The organism is Allonocardiopsis opalescens, assembly GCF_003002095.1.
GTDB classification, from domain to species: domain Bacteria; phylum Actinomycetota; class Actinomycetes; order Streptosporangiales; family Streptosporangiaceae; genus Allonocardiopsis; species Allonocardiopsis opalescens.
In genome coordinates this window covers 306,778-325,086 of the sequence record NZ_PVZC01000001.1, presented here as the reverse complement: position 1 = coordinate 325,086, position 18,309 = coordinate 306,778, and the positions used below count along the sequence as shown (strand labels likewise).

At 73.5% G+C, this 18,309-nt stretch carries 15 protein-coding genes; 13 read left to right on the top strand and 2 right to left on the bottom strand.

The features are described from left to right. Positions 1-92 precede the first annotated feature (92 nt). The 9 genes from CLV72_RS01400 (at position 93) to CLV72_RS01360 (ending at position 11,352) form a co-directional block, all read left to right on the top strand. On the top strand, positions 93-1,145 hold the full coding sequence (locus CLV72_RS01400) for an ABC transporter permease (protein WP_245929803.1): 1,053 nt from the start codon (positions 93-95) through the stop codon (positions 1,143-1,145). After that, positions 1,135-2,181: an ABC transporter permease gene (locus CLV72_RS01395; RefSeq protein WP_245929802.1), complete on the top strand. Its 1,047-nt coding sequence runs from the start codon at positions 1,135-1,137 to the stop codon at positions 2,179-2,181. The genes CLV72_RS01400 and CLV72_RS01395 overlap by 11 nt, the downstream gene beginning before the upstream one ends. Further along, positions 2,178-3,251, top strand: coding sequence for a rhamnose ABC transporter substrate-binding protein (rhaS, locus tag CLV72_RS01390; RefSeq protein WP_106237841.1), 1,074 nt, complete (start codon positions 2,178-2,180; stop codon positions 3,249-3,251). Before CLV72_RS01395 ends, rhaS begins: the two co-directional genes overlap by 4 nt. A gap of 19 nt (positions 3,252-3,270) precedes the next feature. Continuing rightward, positions 3,271-3,585, top strand: a complete 315-nt coding sequence (locus tag CLV72_RS01385) for an L-rhamnose mutarotase (protein WP_106237835.1) — start codon at positions 3,271-3,273, stop codon at positions 3,583-3,585. Between the two features lie 67 nt (positions 3,586-3,652). Next, positions 3,653-4,858, top strand: a complete 1,206-nt coding sequence (gene rhaI, locus CLV72_RS01380) for an L-rhamnose isomerase (protein ID WP_106237832.1) — start codon at positions 3,653-3,655, stop codon at positions 4,856-4,858. Between the two features lie 4 nt (positions 4,859-4,862). Then, a complete protein-coding gene (locus CLV72_RS01375) occupies positions 4,863-6,320 on the top strand; it encodes a BNR repeat-containing protein (protein WP_106237830.1) in 1,458 nt (485 codons plus the stop codon). Between the two features lie 102 nt (positions 6,321-6,422). Continuing rightward, the gene (locus CLV72_RS01370; protein WP_106237827.1) at positions 6,423-8,495 is read left to right on the top strand and encodes a bifunctional aldolase/short-chain dehydrogenase; all 2,073 of its coding nucleotides are present in this window, start codon (positions 6,423-6,425) and stop codon (positions 8,493-8,495) included. Next, positions 8,492-9,958, top strand: a complete 1,467-nt coding sequence (locus CLV72_RS01365; protein WP_106237824.1) for a rhamnulokinase — start codon at positions 8,492-8,494, stop codon at positions 9,956-9,958. The genes CLV72_RS01370 and CLV72_RS01365 overlap by 4 nt, the downstream gene beginning before the upstream one ends. Positions 9,959-10,617: 659 nt before the next feature. Then, positions 10,618-11,352, top strand: a complete 735-nt coding sequence (locus CLV72_RS01360) for a (Fe-S)-binding protein (RefSeq protein WP_106237820.1) — start codon at positions 10,618-10,620, stop codon at positions 11,350-11,352. A gap of 56 nt (positions 11,353-11,408) precedes the next feature. On the opposite strand, the gene CLV72_RS01355 is transcribed toward CLV72_RS01360, so the two are convergent. Further along, positions 11,409-12,086, bottom strand: a complete 678-nt coding sequence (locus CLV72_RS01355) for an AAA family ATPase (RefSeq protein ID WP_245929801.1) — start codon at positions 12,084-12,086, stop codon at positions 11,409-11,411. Positions 12,087-12,451: 365 nt separating this feature from the next. Between CLV72_RS01355 and CLV72_RS01345 the strand changes: the two genes are divergently transcribed. Further along, entirely contained in the window at positions 12,452-13,276 is an 825-nt protein-coding gene (locus CLV72_RS01345) for an alpha/beta hydrolase (protein WP_106237813.1), read from the top strand. 6 nt (positions 13,277-13,282) lie between these two features. Here CLV72_RS01345 and CLV72_RS01340 read toward each other — a convergent pair whose 3' ends face one another. Then, complete coding sequence (locus CLV72_RS01340; RefSeq protein ID WP_106237809.1) at positions 13,283-14,665, bottom strand: helix-turn-helix domain-containing protein; 1,383 nt, start codon at positions 14,663-14,665, stop codon at positions 13,283-13,285. A 253-nt stretch (positions 14,666-14,918) separates the two neighbouring features. On the opposite strand from CLV72_RS01340, the gene CLV72_RS01335 reads away from it, so the two are divergent. The 3 genes from CLV72_RS01335 (at position 14,919) to CLV72_RS01325 (ending at position 17,973) form a co-directional block, all read left to right on the top strand. After that, positions 14,919-16,361, top strand: coding sequence for a lactate utilization protein B (locus tag CLV72_RS01335; protein WP_106237806.1), 1,443 nt, complete (start codon positions 14,919-14,921; stop codon positions 16,359-16,361). Further along, positions 16,358-17,032 (top strand): LutC/YkgG family protein, encoded by a 675-nt coding sequence (locus CLV72_RS01330; RefSeq protein WP_245929800.1) that lies wholly within the window; start codon positions 16,358-16,360, stop codon positions 17,030-17,032. Before CLV72_RS01335 ends, CLV72_RS01330 begins: the two co-directional genes overlap by 4 nt. A 116-nt stretch (positions 17,033-17,148) precedes the next feature. Continuing rightward, positions 17,149-17,973: a hypothetical protein gene (locus CLV72_RS01325; RefSeq protein ID WP_106237799.1), complete on the top strand. Its 825-nt coding sequence runs from the start codon at positions 17,149-17,151 to the stop codon at positions 17,971-17,973. The last annotated feature ends 336 nt before the right edge of the window (positions 17,974-18,309 follow it).

Genomic DNA, 18,309 nt, shown 5'->3' with positions numbered 1-18,309 from the left:
CGCACTTCCGTGCGCCGGGGCGAGGGCTACCCACCGGTTGTGGACAACACCGCTGGAGCGCATCCGCCCTGTGGACAACGGAGGTGGACCGCGTGGCTGAGCCGACCGCCCCCGCGGCCGCGCCACCCGCCGCGCCCGCCGCCAACGGCCGCGCGGCCACCAAGGTGCGGCGCGTCCGGCAGGTGCGCGAGCTGGGCATCCTGTTGGCGCTGGTGCTGCTGGTCGCGGTCACCGCGGCCGCCAACCCGCGCTTCCTGACGGCGCAGAGCGTCCGCGACCTGCTGCTGGGCGCGACGGTGCTGACGATCCTGGCCGTCGGGCAGACGATCGTGATCATCACCAGGAACGTCGACCTGTCGGTCGGCTCGGTGCTGGGGCTGTCGGCCTTCGCCACCGGATCGCTGTTCGTCGCCTTCCCGGACCTCCCGGTACTCGTCGCCGTGGCCGCCGGCACCGCGCTCGGCGCGGTGTGCGGGGCGCTCAACGGGGCGCTGGTGGCGGCGGCTCGGGTGCCGGCCCTGGTGGTCACGCTCGGCACCCTCTACGTCTTCCGCGGCGTCGACCACTCCTGGGCGTCGGGCGCGCAGATCAACGCCGCCGACCTGCCCGACGCCTTCCTCGGCCTGAGCACCGCGACCGTGCTCGGCGTGCCGGTGCTGGCCTTCGCCGCGCTGGCCGTGGTGCTGGCGGCCGGCTGGTACCTCGGCTCCTACCGCAGCGGACGGGAGCTGTACGCGATCGGCTCCGAGCCGGCCGCGGCGCTGCTGTCGGGCATCCCCGTCGGCCGCAGGGTCTTCGCCGCCTTCGTCGTCAACGGCGCCCTCGCCGGGCTGGCCGGGGTGATCTACGCGGCCCGCTTCGGCACGGTGGACGCCACCGCCGGCACCGGCCTGGAACTCCAGGTGGTGGCGGCCGCCGTGGTCGGCGGCGTCGCCATCTTCGGCGGCAGCGGCACCGTGTACGGCGCGGCGCTGGGCGCCGCGCTGCTGACCACCATCGGCACCTCGCTCGCGGTGCTGCGGATCAACCCGTTCTGGCAGCAGGCCGTCGTCGGCCTGCTGATCCTCGCCGCCATCGGCCTGGACCGGCTGCTCGCGGTCCGCACCGCGCGGCGGCTGAGGGGAGGTGCGCCCCGTGGCGCTTGACCGCCGCCTGTTCGCCCGCTGGGACACCGCCGTCATCGCCGCGCTCGCGGTCTCGGTGCTGGCGGCGAGCCTCGCCGTCGAGGGCTTCGCCAGCGGCCGCAACGCCGGCTTCCTGGTGCTGGACATCGCCGCCGTCGCGCTGATCGCGCTGCCGATGACGCTGATCATCATCACCGGTGAGATCGACCTGTCGGTGGCGAGCACCCTCGGCCTCACCAGCGCGGTCATGGGGCACCTGTGGGTGGCCGGGCTGCCGCTGGAGCTGATCGTGGTGCTGTGCGTGGTGCTCGGGGCCGTGCTCGGCGCGGTCAACGGCCTGCTCGTGACGGTGGCCGGGCTGCCCTCCCTGGCTGTCACGATCGGCACGATGGCGCTGTACCGGGGCCTGGCCTACGTCGTGCTCGGCGACCGCGCCGTCGCCGACTTCCCCTTCTCCTGGACCGGCGCCGCCACGACGCCGATCCCCGGCACCCCGATCCCGTGGATCGCCGCGGCCATCGCGCTGCTCGCCGTCGCCTTCGGAGTGGTGCTGCACGCCACCCCGGTCGGCCGTGCCCTGTACGCGATCGGCGCGGGCGGCCAGGCCGCCGCCTTCGCCGGGATCGCGGTGCTGCGCACCAAGTTCTGGCTCTTCGTCACCGCCGGAGCGGTGTCCGGGCTGGCCGGCGTCTTCTGGACGCTCCAGTACGCCAGCGCCCGCGCCGACAACGGCTACGGCCTGGAGCTGTCGGTGGTGGCCGCCGTCCTGCTGGGCGGCGTGTCCATCTTCGGCGGCCGGGGCGCCCTGCCCGGGGTGCTCGCCGGGGTGGTGCTGCTGGGCACCATCCGCAACGCGCTGCGCCTGGCCGACGTGGCCGAGGACGCGCTGACCGTCGTCACCGGCGCGCTGCTGATCGCGTCGGTGCTCGCGCCCAACGCGCTCGCCGCCCTGCGCGGCCGGCGGCGCCCCGCGGACCGACCCGCCCCCGGGGCGGCCGCAGACCCGCCCGTCCCGACCCAGCCGTCCACCTCCGGCCCGACCAGGGAGCTCTCATGACCATCGACCGCGTGCGCACCGGAGCGACCGCCGCCACCGCACTGGTGCTGCTGCTGGCGAGCGCGGCCTGCGGCGGCACCACCCGAGGCGACGCCGAGGACCAGGCCGCACCGCAGGCCACCGGCCAGGCCGACCCGAACGCCGAGATCCCGGCCGGGCTGTCCGTCGCCTTCCTGCCCAAGCAGCTCAACAACCCGTACTTCACGGTGGCCGACGCCGGCGGCGAGGCCGCCGTCACCGAGTACGCCGGGGAGTACCGCGAGGTCGGCCCCTCAGAGGCGACCGCGTCCTCCCAGGTCAGCTACATCAACACCCTCAGCCAGCAGCAGACCGACGTGATCGTCACCGCCGCCAACGACCCCAACGCGATCTGCGGCGCGCTGAACCAGGCCCGCCAGGCGGGCGCCACCGTGGTGACCTTCGACTCCGACACCGACCCCGCCTGCCGCGACCTCTTCGTCAACCAGGCGTCGGCCGAGGGCATCGCGCAGACCCAGATCGAGCTGATCAGCGAGCAGATCGGCGGCGAGGGCCAGATCGCCATCCTGTCGGCCACCCCCAACGCCACCAACCAGAACGCCTGGATCGAGCTGATGGAGGCGGAGCTGGAGCGGCCCGAGTACGAGGGCATCGAGCTGGTCACCGTCGCCTACGGCAACGACGACGACCAGGACTCCTTCCAGGAGACCCAGGGCCTGCTCCAGTCCTACCCGGACCTGGCCGGCATCGTCTCCCCCACCACCGTGGGCATCGCCGCGGCCGCCCGCTACCTCAGCGGCTCGGAGTACCGGGGCGAGGTCGCGCTGACCGGCCTGGGCACGCCCAACCAGATGCGCGAGTACGTCGAGGACGGCACCGTCGAGGCCTTCGCGCTGTGGAACCCCGAGGACCTGGGCTACCTGGCCGCGTGGGCCGGCGCCGCCCTGTCGGCCGGGCAGATCACCGGCGCCGAGGGCGAGACCTTCACCGCCGGGCGGCTCGGCGAGTACGAGGTCGGCGCGAACGGCGAGGTCGTGCTCGGCCCGCCGACCGTGTTCGACGCCGACAACATCGACGACTTCGACTTCTAGCCGAGAGGGGCGGGGCGGCGTGCGACGCGTGTGCTTCCTGCTGCAGGTCAGGCCGGACCGGCTCGCCGAGTACCGGGACCGGCACGAGCGGGTCTGGCCGGAGATGCGCGCCGCCCTGCGCGAGGCGGGCTGGCGCAACTACTCCCTCTTCCTCAGGGACGACGGGCTGCTCGTCGGCTACCTGGAGACCGAGGACTTCGCGGCGGCGCAGGCCGCCATGGCCGCCACCGAGGTCAACGCGCGCTGGCAGGCCGAGATGGCCGAGTTCTTCGTGCACGGCGGCCGCGCCGACGAGGCGATGGTCCCACTGGACGAGGTCTTCCACCTGGACTGAAGCGGCCGCCGCCGCGCGGCCGACCCGACGCACCACCACCAAGCATCGAGGAGCGGGGACCCGAGCGATGCCCGACACCACATCCGAGCGCGCCGCCGCCGTCAAGGCCGCGCTGCGCACCCAGAGCATCGAGCTGCCCTCGTGGGCGTTCGGCAACTCCGGCACCAGATTCAAGGTCTTCGCCCAGCCGGGTGTGCCGCGCACCCCGGAGGAGAAGATCGAGGACGCCGCCCAGGTGCACCGGTACACCGGCATCGCGCCGAGCGTCGCCCTGCACATCCCGTGGGACGAGGTGGACGACTACGCGGCGCTGGCCGCGCACGCCGCCTCGGCGGGCGTGCGGATCGGCACCATCAACGCCAACGTCTTCCAGGACGACGACTACCGGCTCGGCAGCGTCACCAACCCCGACCCCCGGGTGCGGCGCAAGGCCGTCGACCACCTGCTCGAGTGCGTCGACGTGATGGACGCGACCGGCTCGCGCGACCTCAAGCTGTGGTTCGCCGACGGCACCAACTACCCGGGCCAGGACGACATCGCCGCCCGCCAGGACCGGCTGGCCGACGCGCTGGACGAGGTCTATGCCCGGCTCGCCCCGCACCAGCGGATGGTGCTGGAGTACAAGCTGTTCGAACCGGCCTTCTACACCACCGACGTGCCGGACTGGGGCACCGCCTACGCGCACTGCCTGCGGCTGGGCGAGCGCGCCAAAGTGGTGGTCGACACCGGCCACCACGCCCCCGGCACCAATATCGAGTTCATCGTCGCCTTCCTGCTGCGCGCCGGGAAGCTCGGCGCCTTCGACTTCAACAGCCGCTTCTACGCCGACGACGACCTGATGGCCGGGGCGGCCGACCCCTTCCAGCTGTTCCGCATCATGCACGAGGTGGTGCGCGGCGGCGCCTTCCCCGAAGGGCCCGGCCCCGACGGCTCCCCCGGCGCCGGGGTGTGCTTCATGCTCGACCAGTGCCACAACATCGAGCCGAAGATCCCCGGCCAGATCCGCTCGGTGCTCAACGTGCAGGAGGCGACGGCCAAGGCGCTGCTGGTGGACGCCGCCGCCCTGGCCAAGGCCCAGGCGGCCGGGGACGTGCTCGGCGCCAACTCCGTGCTGATGGACGCCTACAACACCGATGTGCGCCCGCTGCTGGCAGAGCTGCGGGCCGAGGACGGGCTCGACCCGGACCCGATGGCGGCCTACGCCCGCTCCGGGTACGGCGAGCGGATCGCGGCCGAGCGCGTCGGCGGCGCGCAGGCCGGATGGGGAGCGTGAACCGATGAACGGCACGACCTTCGCACGCCTGCGCCGGCCGGCCGCGGCCGCCGCGCTCGCGGCGGCGCTGCTCGCACCGGCAGGGGTGCCCGCCGCGGCGGACACCGCGTCCACGGGCGCGGCCGCCGTGGGGGTGACCCCGCTGGGTTCGACCACCCTGGACCAGCGGGCACTGTACTTCGTCTCCTACGACGGGCTGGTCAACAACGCCTCCTACCAGCAGGAGGGCATCCTCACCCACGGCGGCCGCCAGTACGCCGCCTGGTACACCGCCGACCGCACCGCCGTGGTGGCCCGCCGCGACCTGCGCGCGCCCGGATCGCCGTGGACCACCGTCCGGCTGCCGCACCGCCTCAGCGCCGACGACTCCCACAACAGCATCTCGCTCGGGATCTCCGAGAGCGACGGCCGGCTGCACGTGGCGATGGACACCCACAACACCCCGATCTACTACCTGCGCTCCAGCGCCGGCCTGGTGGACCGGCCCGGTAACTCCGGCTGGAACGCCGCCGCCTTCGGGCCGGTCCGCCGCGACCTGGGCGGCGTCGACCTGGGCGGCATCAGCTACCCGCGCTTCATCCCCACCCCGTCCGGCGACCTCCAGTTCAGCTACCGCACCGGCGGCTCCGGTGACGGCACCCTGGAGCTGGCCGAGTACCGCGGCGGCTCCTGGCGGCACCTGGGCGCCTGGACCTCGCCGGACGGCGACTACCACGCCAACGGCAGCGTCAGCGCCAACCGCAACATGTACCTGCACGGCATCGGCTACGACGGCGCCGGGCGGCTGCACGCCTCCTTCACCTGGCGGGAGACCGCCGCCGGCGGCGACATCCTGTGCCACCCCGGCGGGCTGTCCAACCACGACACCGGCTACGTCTACAGCGACGACGCGGGCCGCACCTGGCGTACGGACAACGGTGCCGTCGCCGCGGTCACCGGCACGAACCGCCGGGTCTCGGTGAACACCCCCGGGCACGTCGTGGACCCGCTCGACATCGACCAGGCCCTGATGAACCAGGAGTCGCAGGCCGTGGACTCCGCCGGCCGCCCGCACGTCATGATCAGCTACGTGCCCGGCCGGTTCACCCACTGCGTCACCGACTTCGCCGCCCAGCGCCGCCAGTGGGCGCACGCCTTCCACCTGTTCCGCGACGCCGCCGGCGACTGGCACAAGACCGAGCTGCCGGTCCCCGTCGCCGCCTTCGGCCGGACCCGGCTGGTGCTCACACCCGACGACGACGCCTACGCGGTGCTGCCGGGCGGCCGGATCCTGGCCGCCACGGCCGCGAGCGGCTGGAGCGACTGGCGGCAGGTCTACGACGGCTCGGGCATCGACGCCTTCGGCGAGGTCCTGGTGGACACCGCCCGGGTGGACGACGGCGTCCTGTCGATCCTCTACCAGGAGCCCAGCCAGGGGCGCACCCCCTCGCCGATCCGGGTCGCGGACTTCGCGCTCGGCTAGCGCGCCGACGGCCATGGCAGCAGACCACGACGCGCCCGGCACCGGCACGGCCGGACCGGCGCACCCACCGACACGGCACCGAAGCACACGGGGGAAGAAGCGATGACCGATCAGACCCATCCCGAGGTCGCGGCGCTGCTGGAGCGCTCGCACCGGCTGGGGTCCGATCCGCGCAACACCAACTACGCGGGCGGGAACGCCTCCGCCAAGGGCACCGCCACCGATCCCGTCACCGGCGGCGAGGTGCCGCTGATGTGGGTGAAGGGCTCCGGCGGCGACCTCGGCACCCTGCGCGCCGAGGGCCTGGCCGTGCTGCGGCTGGACCGGCTGCGCGCACTGCCCGAGGTCTACCCGGGGGTGGAGCGCGAGGACGAGATGGTCGCCGCCTTCGACTACTGCCTGCACGGCAAGGGCGGCGCGGCCCCGTCCATCGACACCGCCATGCACGGCCTGGTGGAGGCGGCGCACGTCGACCACCTGCACCCCGACTCCGGTATCGCGCTGGCCTGCGCCGCCGACGGGCAGGCGCGCACCGCCGAGTGCTTCGGCGAGCGCGTCGCCTGGGTGCCGTGGCGGCGGCCCGGCTTCCAGCTCGGCCTGGACATCGCCGCCGTCAAGGCGGCGAACCCGCAGGCCATCGGGGTGGTGCTCGGCGGCCACGGCATCACCGCCTGGGGCGACACGGCGGCCGAGTGCGAGGCCAACTCGCTGGAGATCATCCGCACGGCCGAGCGGTACATCGCCGACTACGCCGAGCGGACCGGGGCGCAGCCCTTCGGCGCCGTGGTGGACGCCTTCCGGCCGCTGCCCGAGCAGGCGCGGCGCGAGCGGGCCGCCGCGCTCGCCCCCGTGCTGCGCGGGCTGGCCGCCACCGACCGGCCGCAGGTCGGGCACTTCACCGACAGCCGGGTGGTGCTGGACTTCCTGGCCGGGGCCGAGCACCCCAGGCTGGCCGCGCTGGGCACCTCCTGCCCGGACCACTTCCTGCGCACCAAGGTGCGCCCGATGGTGCTCGACCTGCCGCCGGACGCGCCGATCGAGGACACCGTCACCCGGCTGCGCGAGCTGCACGCCGCCTACCGCGAGGAGTACCGGGCCTACTACGAGCGCCACGCCGAGCCCGACTCCCCGCCGATGCGCGGCGCGGACCCGGCGATCGTGCTGGTCCCCGGCGTGGGCATGTTCTCCTTCGGCAAGGACAAGCAGACGGCCCGGGTGGCCGGGGAGTTCTACGTCAACGCGATCAACGTGATGCGCGGCGCCGAGACCGTCTCCGCCTACGCGCCCATCCCCGAGTCGGAGAAGTTCCGGATCGAGTACTGGGCGCTGGAGGAGGCGAAGCTGGCCCGGATGCCCAAGCCCCGGCCGCTGGCGTCCCGGGTCGCGTTCGTGACCGGCGGGGGCTCCGGCATCGGGCGGGCCACGGCGCAGCGGCTGGCCGCCGAGGGCGCCTGCGTGGTGGTGGCCGACCGCGACGCCGACGCGGCCAAGGCGGTCGCCGAGGGCATCGGCGCGGCGGCGGGCGGCCGGGAGGCCGACACGGCGGTGGCCGTGGCCGTCGACGTGACCGACGAGGAGCAGATCGCCGCGGCGCTGCGCGCCGCCGTGCTGGCCTTCGGCGGGGTGGACCTGGTGGTCAACAACGCCGGGCTGTCCATCTCCAAGCCGCTGCTGGAGACGACCGCCGCCGACTGGGACGTCCAGCACCGGGTGATGGCGCGCGGCTCCTTCCTGGTGGCCAGGGAGGCGGCCCGGATCATGGCGGCGCAGGGCACCGGCGGCGACATCGTCTACATCTCCAGCAAGAACGGGGTCTTCGCCGGGCCCAACAACATCGCCTACGGCGCCGCAAAGGCCGACCAGGCGCACCAGGTGCGGCTGCTCGCCGCCGAGCTGGGCGGGCACGGCATCCGGGTGAACGGCATCAACCCCGACGGGGTGGTGCGCGGCTCGGGCATCTTCGCGGGAGGCTGGGGCGCGCAGCGCGCCGCCGTGTACGGGGTGCCCGAGTCGGAGCTGGGCGCCTTCTACGCGCAGCGCACCCTGCTCAAGCGCGAGGTGCTGCCCGAGCACGTGGCCGCCGCCGTCGTGGCGCTGACCACCGGGGAGCTGAGCCGCACCACCGGGCTGCACGTGCCCGTCGACGCGGGCGTCGCGGCCGCGTTCCTGCGGTGAGCGCCGCCCGTTACGCGGCCGTCGACCTCGGCGCCTCCAGCGGGCGGGTGGTGGTCGGCGCCGTCGGGCCCGGCGAGCTGTCCCTCACCGAGGCGCACCGCTTCGCCAACCGGCCGGTGCGGCTGCCCACCGGGCTGCACTGGGACGTGCTGGACCTGTACGCCGGGGTGCTCGACGGGCTGCGCGCCGCCGCCGAGGCGGCGCCGGTCTCCGTCGGCGTCGACGGGTGGGCCGTCGACTACGGGCTGCTGGACTCCGGCGGCGCACTGCTGGGCAACCCGCACCACTACCGCGACGCCCGCACCGAGGGCGTGGCCGAGGCGGTGCGCGACCGGATCGGGGCGCGGCGGCTGTACGAGCTGACCGGGCTCCAGTTCCTGCCGTTCAACACCGTCTTCCAGCTGGCCGCGGAGCGCGGCGCGGCGCTCGGCGCGGCGGACCGGCTGCTGCTCGTCCCCGACCTGGTGAACCACTGGCTGACCGGGGCGGTCGGGGCCGAGCTGACCAACGCCTCCACCACCGGGCTGCTGGACGTGCGCACCCGCACCTGGTCGGCGGAGCTGGCGGCGGCCGTCGGGCTCCCCCTCGGCCTGCTGCCCGAGCCGCACGCCCCCGGGCACCGGCTCGGCCCGCTCACCGGCCCGGCCGCCGAGCACACCGGCCTGGGCGCGGCCGAGGTCGTCGCGGTCGCCTCGCACGACACCGCGTCCGCCGTCGTCGGCGTGCCCGCGACCACTGCGTCCTTCGGCTACCTGTCCTGCGGCACCTGGTCGCTGGCCGGACTCGAACTGCCCGCGCCGGTGCTCACCGACGCGGCCCGCGAGGCCAACTTCACCAATGAGCTGGGCCTGGACGGCACCACCCGCTTCCTGCGCAACATCGCCGGGCTGTGGCCGCTCCAGGAGTCGCTGCGCACCTGGGCGGCGGCCGGGACCCCGGCCGACCTGACCGCGCTGCTGCGCGCCGCCGCCCGGGCCGAGCCCTTCGCCGCCCTGCTCGACCTGGACGACCCCGTCTTCCTGCCGCCCGGCGACATGCCCGCCCGCATCGCCGACTACTGCCGCCGCACCGGCCAGCGCCCGCCCCCCGACCGCCCCGCCCTGGTGCGCTGCGTCCTGGAGAGCCTGGCCCTCGCGCACCGCGCCGCCCTGCGCCAGGCCGCGGACCTGGCCGGACGGGACCTCGACGTGGTACACCTCGTCGGCGGCGGCGCACACAACGCGCTGCTGTGCCGCCTCACCTGCGACGCCCTCGGCCTCCCCCTGGTCGCGGGCCCGGTGGAGGCGACCGCCCTGGGCAACGTCCTGGTCCAGGCCCGCGCCGACGACCGGCTCGGCGACCTGGCCGGGATGCGCCGACTCATCGCCGAAACCCAGCCGCTGCGCCGCTACGAACCCGAGGGCGACGCCGGGGCGTGGACGGCGGCGGAGCGGCGGGTGGCCGAGCTGCGGGAGGCGGGCTGAGGCGGGAGGACTCGTGACGGCGGCACTGGACGCGGAGCCGCCGGAAAGACCCGGGACTTCGAGAGAGGGATGGTCCGGATATGCGCAGCTTGGAGGCGGTCGGCGTGGCGGCTTCACCCTTCCTGTGGATAACTCGTGGTGCCCGCGGCGTTATCCACAGGCTGGTCCGGTCGCGCTGGCGCGCCGCTTCCCGCCCGGGCATGCTTTGTGGCGTGGCGGTCACGTTGCCGCCGCTCCAGGTTCCGTCAGGGGAGGAGAGGCCGATGCGCGCTGGCCCCTCCGCACGCACCCGCGAACCCGGGCGCCCAGTGTGCCGTCGACGAACAGTCGGCGGGCTTCACGGGAAGCACGGCCCCGCCAACGGGGCCGTTCCGACACGCATACGAACGGCCGCTGGTGAACCACGGCAACGTGACCGTCACCCCAGCCGACAACACCACGAAAGGAAATCCACACCCCACCCCACAGAAAGGAGTCGAAACGAACACGGACAGCGGACACGAGGAAACCTCGTACACCGGGAGAACAGGCGTGGCCGGGAGGCGAAGGTACACGGCACACTGAAAGGGCCGGCGAGGCCGGGAAGGCGGAGCGATCAGATCCACCGATAGACGCTAGAGGCGCCAGGAATCACAGAACAGGAAACGGAAAGGTACACCGTGCGGATCGCCCTGTTCATCACCTGCGTCAACGACACGCTCTTCCCCGGCACCGGCCAGGCGGTGGTGCGGCTGCTGGAGCGGCTCGGCCACGAGGTTGTCTTCCCCGAGGACCAGACCTGCTGCGGCCAGATGCACTACAACACCGGCTACCGCCGGGGCGGTCAGCGGCTTGCGCTGGAGTTCGTCCGCACCTTCGCCGACTGCGACGTGGTCGTGGCCCCGTCCGGCTCGTGCGTCGGCATGATCCGCGACAACTACCCCCGGCTGGCCGACCCCGGCTCCCGGCTGGGCCGCGCCGTCGCCCAGGTCGCCCCCCGCGTGTACGACCTCAGCGAGCTGCTCGTCGACGTCCTCGACACCACCGACGTGGGCGCCTACTTCCCGCACACCGTCACCTACCACCCCACCTGCCACTCCCTGCGCCTCCTGCACGTCGGCGACCGTCCCCGCCGCCTCCTGGAGAACGTCCGCGGCCTCACCCTCCTCGACCTCCCCCAGGCCGCCGAGTGCTGCGGCTTCGGCGGCACCTTCGCCGTCAAGAACCCCGTCGTCTCCGCCGCCATGGGCTCCGACAAGGCCCGCAACGTCACGTCGACGGGCGCCGAGGTCCTGTGCGCCGCCGACAACTCCTGCCTCATGCACATCGGCGGCACCCTGTCCCGCCAACAGGCCGGCGTCCGCGTCATGCACCTGGCCGAGATCCTGGCATCGACGGAGGAGGAACCGGCGTGAGGGCGTGCTGACGGCGTATCGGACTCGTTCCTCAGCCGTTCCGGGCGCGTCCGCCGTCATTCCCCCACGAGATGGCGCAGATACCGGTCCGGCCGGGCGAGGTAGCGGCGCCAGTGGTCCACGAGTTCGAGGCGGTCCCAAGTGGTGTGGTGGGCTCCTTCGGAGTCGAGTTCGATGATGTCGGCGTCGGGGGTGGCGGCGAGGATGGGTGAGTGGGTGGCGCAGATGATCTGGGCTCCGGCCGCGGCGGCGTCGTGCAGCAGCGCGACCAGCCGCAGGCAGGAGTTGAAGGACAGCGCCGCCTCCGGCTCGTCCAGCAGGTAGAGCCCCGGCTCGCTGATGACGGAGCCAAGCACCGTCAGGTATCCCTCGCCGTGGCTGCGCACCCGCAGGTCCTCCTGCCAGTAGCCGGGCACGATGACGCCGATCGAGCTGATGTACTCGATGAAGTCGAAGGCCGTCTCGGCGCGCAGGAAGAAGCTGCGCCGCTTCAACCTCTTACTGGCCGCGTACGCGGCGCCCTGCGCGGTGAGGTCCAGTTGCAGGTGCTGCCCGAGCGGCGAGCACTCGTGCACGGACACCTTCCGCTCCCGGCTCCCCCGCCCGGTACGGACGTTGATCCCGTACGCCTCCGCGATCGCCTCCACCAGCGTGGACTTGCCCGAGCCGTTCTCCCCCACCAGGAAGGTCACCGGTCGGCGCAGCTCCAGCCCCGACTCCGCGAGCTGCCGCACGGCCGGGACGGTGAAGGGCCATTCATCCAGGTCCGGACCGCCCCCGACCGAGTCGGGACCTCGGACGTAAAGGCGCTGGACGAGCATGTCACCCCTCCATCAGCGGGTCGGCCGACCGGTGCGGAGGCGGCACGAGTCTGGAGCGGTGGCCGTCGATGCCGCCGCTTCTCACTCTTTCACGGTCCCGCTCGCAGCCAAGACCCGGCCGCTGGGAGTCGAGGGCACTCAGCACGGCTTCGCGGTGCACGACGATCCCGATCGGCAGCCGCAGACGCCGACGCTGATCGGGCCGTCCCCCGGTGGGATAGCTCCCAGCGGCCCTAGAGGTGTGGCATGGTCACAGCGGAGATCCTAGGGAGGTCGAGATGGCTGATGCCGCGGTCCGGGCTACCTCGTTCGCCAGTCGTGACGGTCTGCGGCTGGCAGGAACCCTGGTAAGCCCCGGCGTCGTCTCCGGACCGGGTGCGGTGCTGGTGCACGGCGGTGGTGTGACACGGGAGGAGGGCGGCTTCTTCGCGCGACTGGCCGAAGGGCTTGCCGCGGCCGGGGTTCCGTCGCTCCGCTTTGATCTGCGCGGCCACGGCGAGAGTGAGGGGCGCCCCGAAGACGTCACCCTTTCCGGCATCCTCAACGACATCCATGCGGCGATCGAGCAGCTGCGCGACCGGACCGCCCGGGGACCCGTGCACCTGTACGGCACCAGCTTCAGCGGTGGGCTCTGCGCCTTCCTGGCCGCACGCCATCCGGAACTCGTACGCGGCTTGGTGCTCGGGAATCCGCTGCTGAATTACCGGAAGCGGTTCATCGACGACAAGCCGTACTGGCATGACGGCCGGATCAGCCACGAAGCGGGGCGTGAACTGGCGGCCAACGGATTCGTACCGCATTCACCGACGTTCCGGTTGGGGCGGGCGCTGCTGAACGAAGTCTTTTACCTGGAGCCGCACAAGGCGCTGGCGGACGTACACGCGCCGACGCTGTTCATCCATGGCACCGGTGACACCTTCATCCCGGTCGAAAGTTCCCGACAGGCGGTCTCGCGGCTCGCAGGTGAAACCCGGCTGCTGGAGATCGAGGGTGCTCAGCACGGCTTCGCGGTGCACGACGATCCCGAGTACCGACAGCCACAGACACGGAAGTGGCAGGCCGAGGTGATCCGTGCGGCCGCGGAGTGGTTCACCGACCACTAGGGAGGCTCAGACCTCGCTGAGGGCTCCGACGAACTGCCGGACAGTCGGCCGGTTGCTCCATGGCCGCAACTGCGACCGCAGGCGGTGAAGTTCGCCGGTGGTGCGTACCGAGTCGGTCTCGGCGGCCACGGCCAAGGCCTCTAGACCAGAGGCGCACGCTTCGTCGGGCTCGTCCGCCATGGCCAAGGCGTTGCCCTTCAACGCCAGGAAATAGCCGTGGTCGCGACGAGAGAAAGCGCCTTCTGCCAATTCCGCCGCGTATATCGCCACGGCCCTTTCGGGCCGACCGGCCTCGCACTGCGCGATAGCGGTCTGCATGGCCAGCAGTCCGGCGTTGTAGTGCGAGCCAAGAGCGACCTCGCCGCCGTCGCCACCGCCGTCGGCTTCGGCCATCAGACGACGCGCGTCCTCGAGTTTGCGCTCCATGGCGTGGAAATCCTCACCGAGCATGGCGTGCCCTCGGGCTTCCTGCTGAGCCGCCTCCGCACGGATCCGAAGGGGAAGCCGCCAATGGCTCTCCTGGGCTGCTTGGGCAAGCGTGAGCATGCGTAGTCCGTCACGCTGGTCCCATGCGGCTTGGCTTTTCTTCAGCAGCACGTAGCCCTGCATGGCGTGGTAACCGGATTCCTGCGCCCATTCGATGGCCCGGTCATGCCAGTACGTCGCCATTTCCGCCATGCCGACATCCCGATACAGCCAGCCGACGAACTCAGCTCCCCGCGCACCGACCTTCAGCAGGTCGCGGCGGACCGCGGGCTTGACGTTCCGGGCTGAGCGCTCAATAGCGGCGACGATGCCGAGCATGGGCGGCAGGGTCGTCCTGGGGCCGTTCTCCCCGTCGCGACCGGTGTTCGCGGTGATCTGTTGAGCGAAGTAGTCGACAACAGAGCGGTCCAGGTAGCGGCCCGCGTTTTCGAGCGCTGCGGCGACGTGGCGCAACTGGTCCATGTCGATGGCGGGCAAGGACATCAGGCCCATGGCTTTCCCCATGAATTCGCGCCGTTGCACGGCCTCGTCCTCCCATGGCCGCTGGATCGCGGAGATCGTGTCCGCTGGTCTGGACGCCCGCTGAGAAGCTGCGTCGGCCTGTGGCGGATTTCGAGGAGCCAGCCCAAGGGCCATCCGGCATTCGTCCGGCATGGTGAGCCCGTCGGCGATGCGCTCGATGACGTCGAACAAAGTCACGACCTTCTTGCCGTTGGCGATCTCGCTGATGCGGCCCTGCGCCATGCCGGTGGCGGCGGCGATCCGGCTCTGGCTCGCGCCGCCATACTGCTGGGCGAAGCGGAGCAGGGCCGCGATGTCGCGACCGCGCAGCATCCGGCGCGTCGCCTCCCTGTTCCAGGCCCACGCCGGGATCTCGATCGGCCCGAACGCTCCCGGTGGCATGTGCCGACTCCCCTGCCTCGTCCGCTGGCTCTCCCCGCCGCCATGGTGACGCACCGTGGCGGATCGGGCCATCCCCCGGTGGGATTGGCCCGCCGCAGGACGCGCCCCGCGTGCCGGTGCCGCCGCGGCTGCGGAGGGCGGCCGAGACACGCCCCTGGCAGGGCGAGTCCGGCTCCGGGCCGGAGCGGGGCCGACCGATACGATGTCCGCACCGCCGGACCCGTACGGCCGAGCCGAGGCGCTGGGAGATGGTATGACCGCCACCTTCGTCGGAATCCCGCCCTTCCCCGAGGCGGCTCGGGAGGCGGCGGGGAACGCGCAGCTGCGGCACAATCTGCGGCGGGCCACGCACACGATCCGGGACCGGCGGGCCGCCGTCGTCGGGGAGTTGGACGACTGGGGGCGGTTGCGGGCGGCCGGGAAGGCGATCAAGGAGCGCACGCTCCGCCATCTGGATGTGCACCTGGAGCGGCTTGAGGCGGCGGTGACGGCGGCGGGCGGGCACGTCCACTGGGCGGCCGACGCGGCCGAGGCGAACGCGATCGTGACGCGGCTGGTGAAGGCCACCGGGGAGACCGAGGTGGTCAAGGTCAAGTCGATGGCCACCCAGGAGATCGGGCTGAACGAGGCGCTGGCCGAGGCCGGGATCAGCGCGTACGAGACCGACCTGGCCGAGCTGATCGTGCAGCTGGGCGACGACCTCCCGTCGCACATCCTGGTTCCGGCCATCCACCGCAACCGGGCCGAGATCCGCGAGATCTTCCTGCGCACCATGGCCGACTGGGGGCGTCCGGCGCCCGCCGACCTCACCGACGAGCCCGCCGCGCTGGCCGAGGCGGCGCGGCTGCACCTGCGCGAGCGCTTCCTGCGGGCGAAGGTGGGGATCTCCGGCGCGAACTTCGCGGTGGCCGAGACCGGCACCCTGGTGGTGCTGGAGTCCGAGGGCAACGGGCGGATGTGCCTGACCCTGCCCGAGACGCTGATCAGCGTGGTCGGCATCGAGAAGCTGGTGCCCACCTGGGACGACCTGGAGGTCTTCCTCCAGCTGCTGCCGCGCTCCTCCACCGGGGAGCGGATGAACCCCTACACCTCCACCTGGACAGGCGTCAGCCCCGGCGACGGCCCGCAGGAGTTCCACCTGGTGCTGCTGGACAACGGCCGCACCGACGTGCTCGCCGACTCCGTCGGCCGCCAGGCGCTGCGCTGCATCCGCTGCTCGGCCTGCCTGAACATCTGCCCCGTCTACGAGCGGGCCGGGGGCCACGCCTACGGTTCGGTGTACCCGGGGCCGATCGGCGCGATCCTGACCCCGCAGTTGCACGGCGCGGGCGGGATGTCGGCGGCCGACGCCGCGCTGCCCTACGCCTCGTCGCTGTGCGGCGCCTGCTACGAGGTGTGCCCGGTGGCCATCGACATCCCCGAGGTGCTGGTGCACCTGCGCTCGCGGGTGGTCGAGGGACCGGGCCACCGCGCCGAGAAGGCGGCGATGGGCGCGGCGGGCTGGGCCCTGCGCGACCACCGCAGGCTGACCCGCCTGCAGCGGGCCGCCTCGCGGATGCGCGACTTGGTCCCGCGCCACCTCCCCGGCCCCGGCGCGGCATGGACCAGCACCCGCGAGGTGCCCGAGATCCCGCCCGAGCCCTTCCGCGACTGGTGGCGGCGCACCCGGGGCGCGGCGGCTGGAGGTGCGCGGTGACCGGCTCACGTGAGCGTGTGCTGGCACGGGTGCGGGCCGCGCTGGCCGACGTTCCCGCCGACGAGCGGCCCGAGGACGTCGCCGTCGTGCGCGACTACGACCGTGCGCACGCCGGTGGCGGTGAAGCCGAACTGTTCGAGCTGCTGGCCGACCGGCTGGTCGACTACCGCGCGTCGGTGCGCGAGGTGGCGGTGGAGCCCGGGGGCGACGCGGGCGCCGCGGTCGGGGCGGCCGTGGCCGAGTTGCTGGCCGGGCGGGGCGCCGGCCGGTTGCTGCTGCCGCCTGGTGTTCCGGCGGACTGGACCGGTGCGCTGCCCGACGGCGCGCCCGCGCTGCTGCGCGACGACGGGCTCGCCGTGGCCGAGTTGGACCGTGCCGACGCGGTGCTGACCGGCTGCGCCGTCGCGATCGCCGAGACCGGCACGATCGTGCTGGACGGCGGCCCGGCGCAGGGGCGGCGGGCGCTCTCGCTGGTCCCCGACCGCCACCTGTGCGTGGTGCTGGCCGATCAGGTGGTCGCGTCGGTGCCGCAGGCGCTGGCCCGGCTCGACCCGTCCAGGCCGCTGACCTGGATCAGCGGCCCCTCGGCCACCAGCGATATCGAGCTGGACCGGGTGGAGGGCGTGCACGGTCCGCGGACGCTCGACGTGCTGCTGGTCCGGACCGGTTGAGCCGATGAGCGCCACGGACGCCTCGCGGGCGGGCGCGGCCCCGCTTGCCGCCGCGCCGCCTCCCCCGTACCGAGACCACCGGCGGGGCGGCCCGTCGCTCGCCCGGTAGCGGCGGCGTGGCCGTCCTCCGGTACCGGGCCGAGCTGGCCGAACTGCCCCGGGCGTGGTTCGAGCGGGCCGTCGCCGTGGTCTTCGAGACCGTCGAGGACCTGCGGTTCCGTGATGGCGCGCTGCTCGCCCCCGACGGCTCCGACAGCGGCGTGCGGCTGGTCGCGGGCCGGCACATCGCGCCGGGCGCCCGGTACCTGCTGCCGCCCGAGCAGGCGCCCGAGGGCGCGGTCCCGGCCAGCGCCGAGGTGGAGGTGGTGGCCTGGGACCGGGGGCGGGAGAGCACGGTCCGGCTGCGGCAGAGTTCGGCCACCGACGAGCTGGCCGCCACGCTCGCGCTGCGCTCGGTGGCCCGGCCCAGCAGCCTGAGGCTCCAGGGGCGCTTCGGCGCCACCGGCGCGGCGGGTCCGGCCGGGCGGCTGTCGAACGTCGCCTTCCGCGCCGATGCGGACCTGGACGGCTGGTGGGCGCAGGCGGCCGGGCGGGCGCTGGGGCTGCCGCGGGGTCCGTCGGCGCCGGTCACCGCCTCGGCGGTCCACCGGCTCGGCCGGGCCGACGCGGCGGTGTCGGTCGCGCCTGGCGCGGCCGGCACCTGGCGGGTGGAGATCACGGTGCGGCTGCGCGGCCGGTCCTGGGTGCGGCCGCTGGCCTGGGCGCTGCTGCCGTTCTTCCGGCGCCGGATCGACGGCTGGATCCGCGGCGCCCTGGTGGAGGCGGGCCGCGGCTGGAACCGTGCGGTGCCTGAGCTGGTGCGGCACGGGCCCGACCGTCAGCGCGAGCGGATCGCGGCCGCGCTGACCAGCGGCGCTGACCGCGGCTCCACCGAGGGCTGAGGCACCAGCCCCTCGGCCGCCACGCCGCCGCCCCGCCCACCGGCCGGGCGCGCGGTCCACCGACATGGCGGGGGCTGGGGGTGGCGGGGGGAGGGCTCGGACCAGGGCCGGAGAAGTCGGGAGTTGATGCCCCGCCCGCCCAGGGGGCCACCCTCCCTTCAATTCTTCCGCCTCGCGGGCCGCCGCGCCAGGTGGCGGGGCGGGGTTGTGGACAACTTCGGATCGGCCCCGGTCGGCTGTGGATAAGGGGTGGTGGCGCCGCCTCGGAGCGTCCGGGCCGGGGAGCGCGAACCGGTGCGGGTGAAGGGAGTGCGCGGCCCCGCCGTGCCGCTCGCC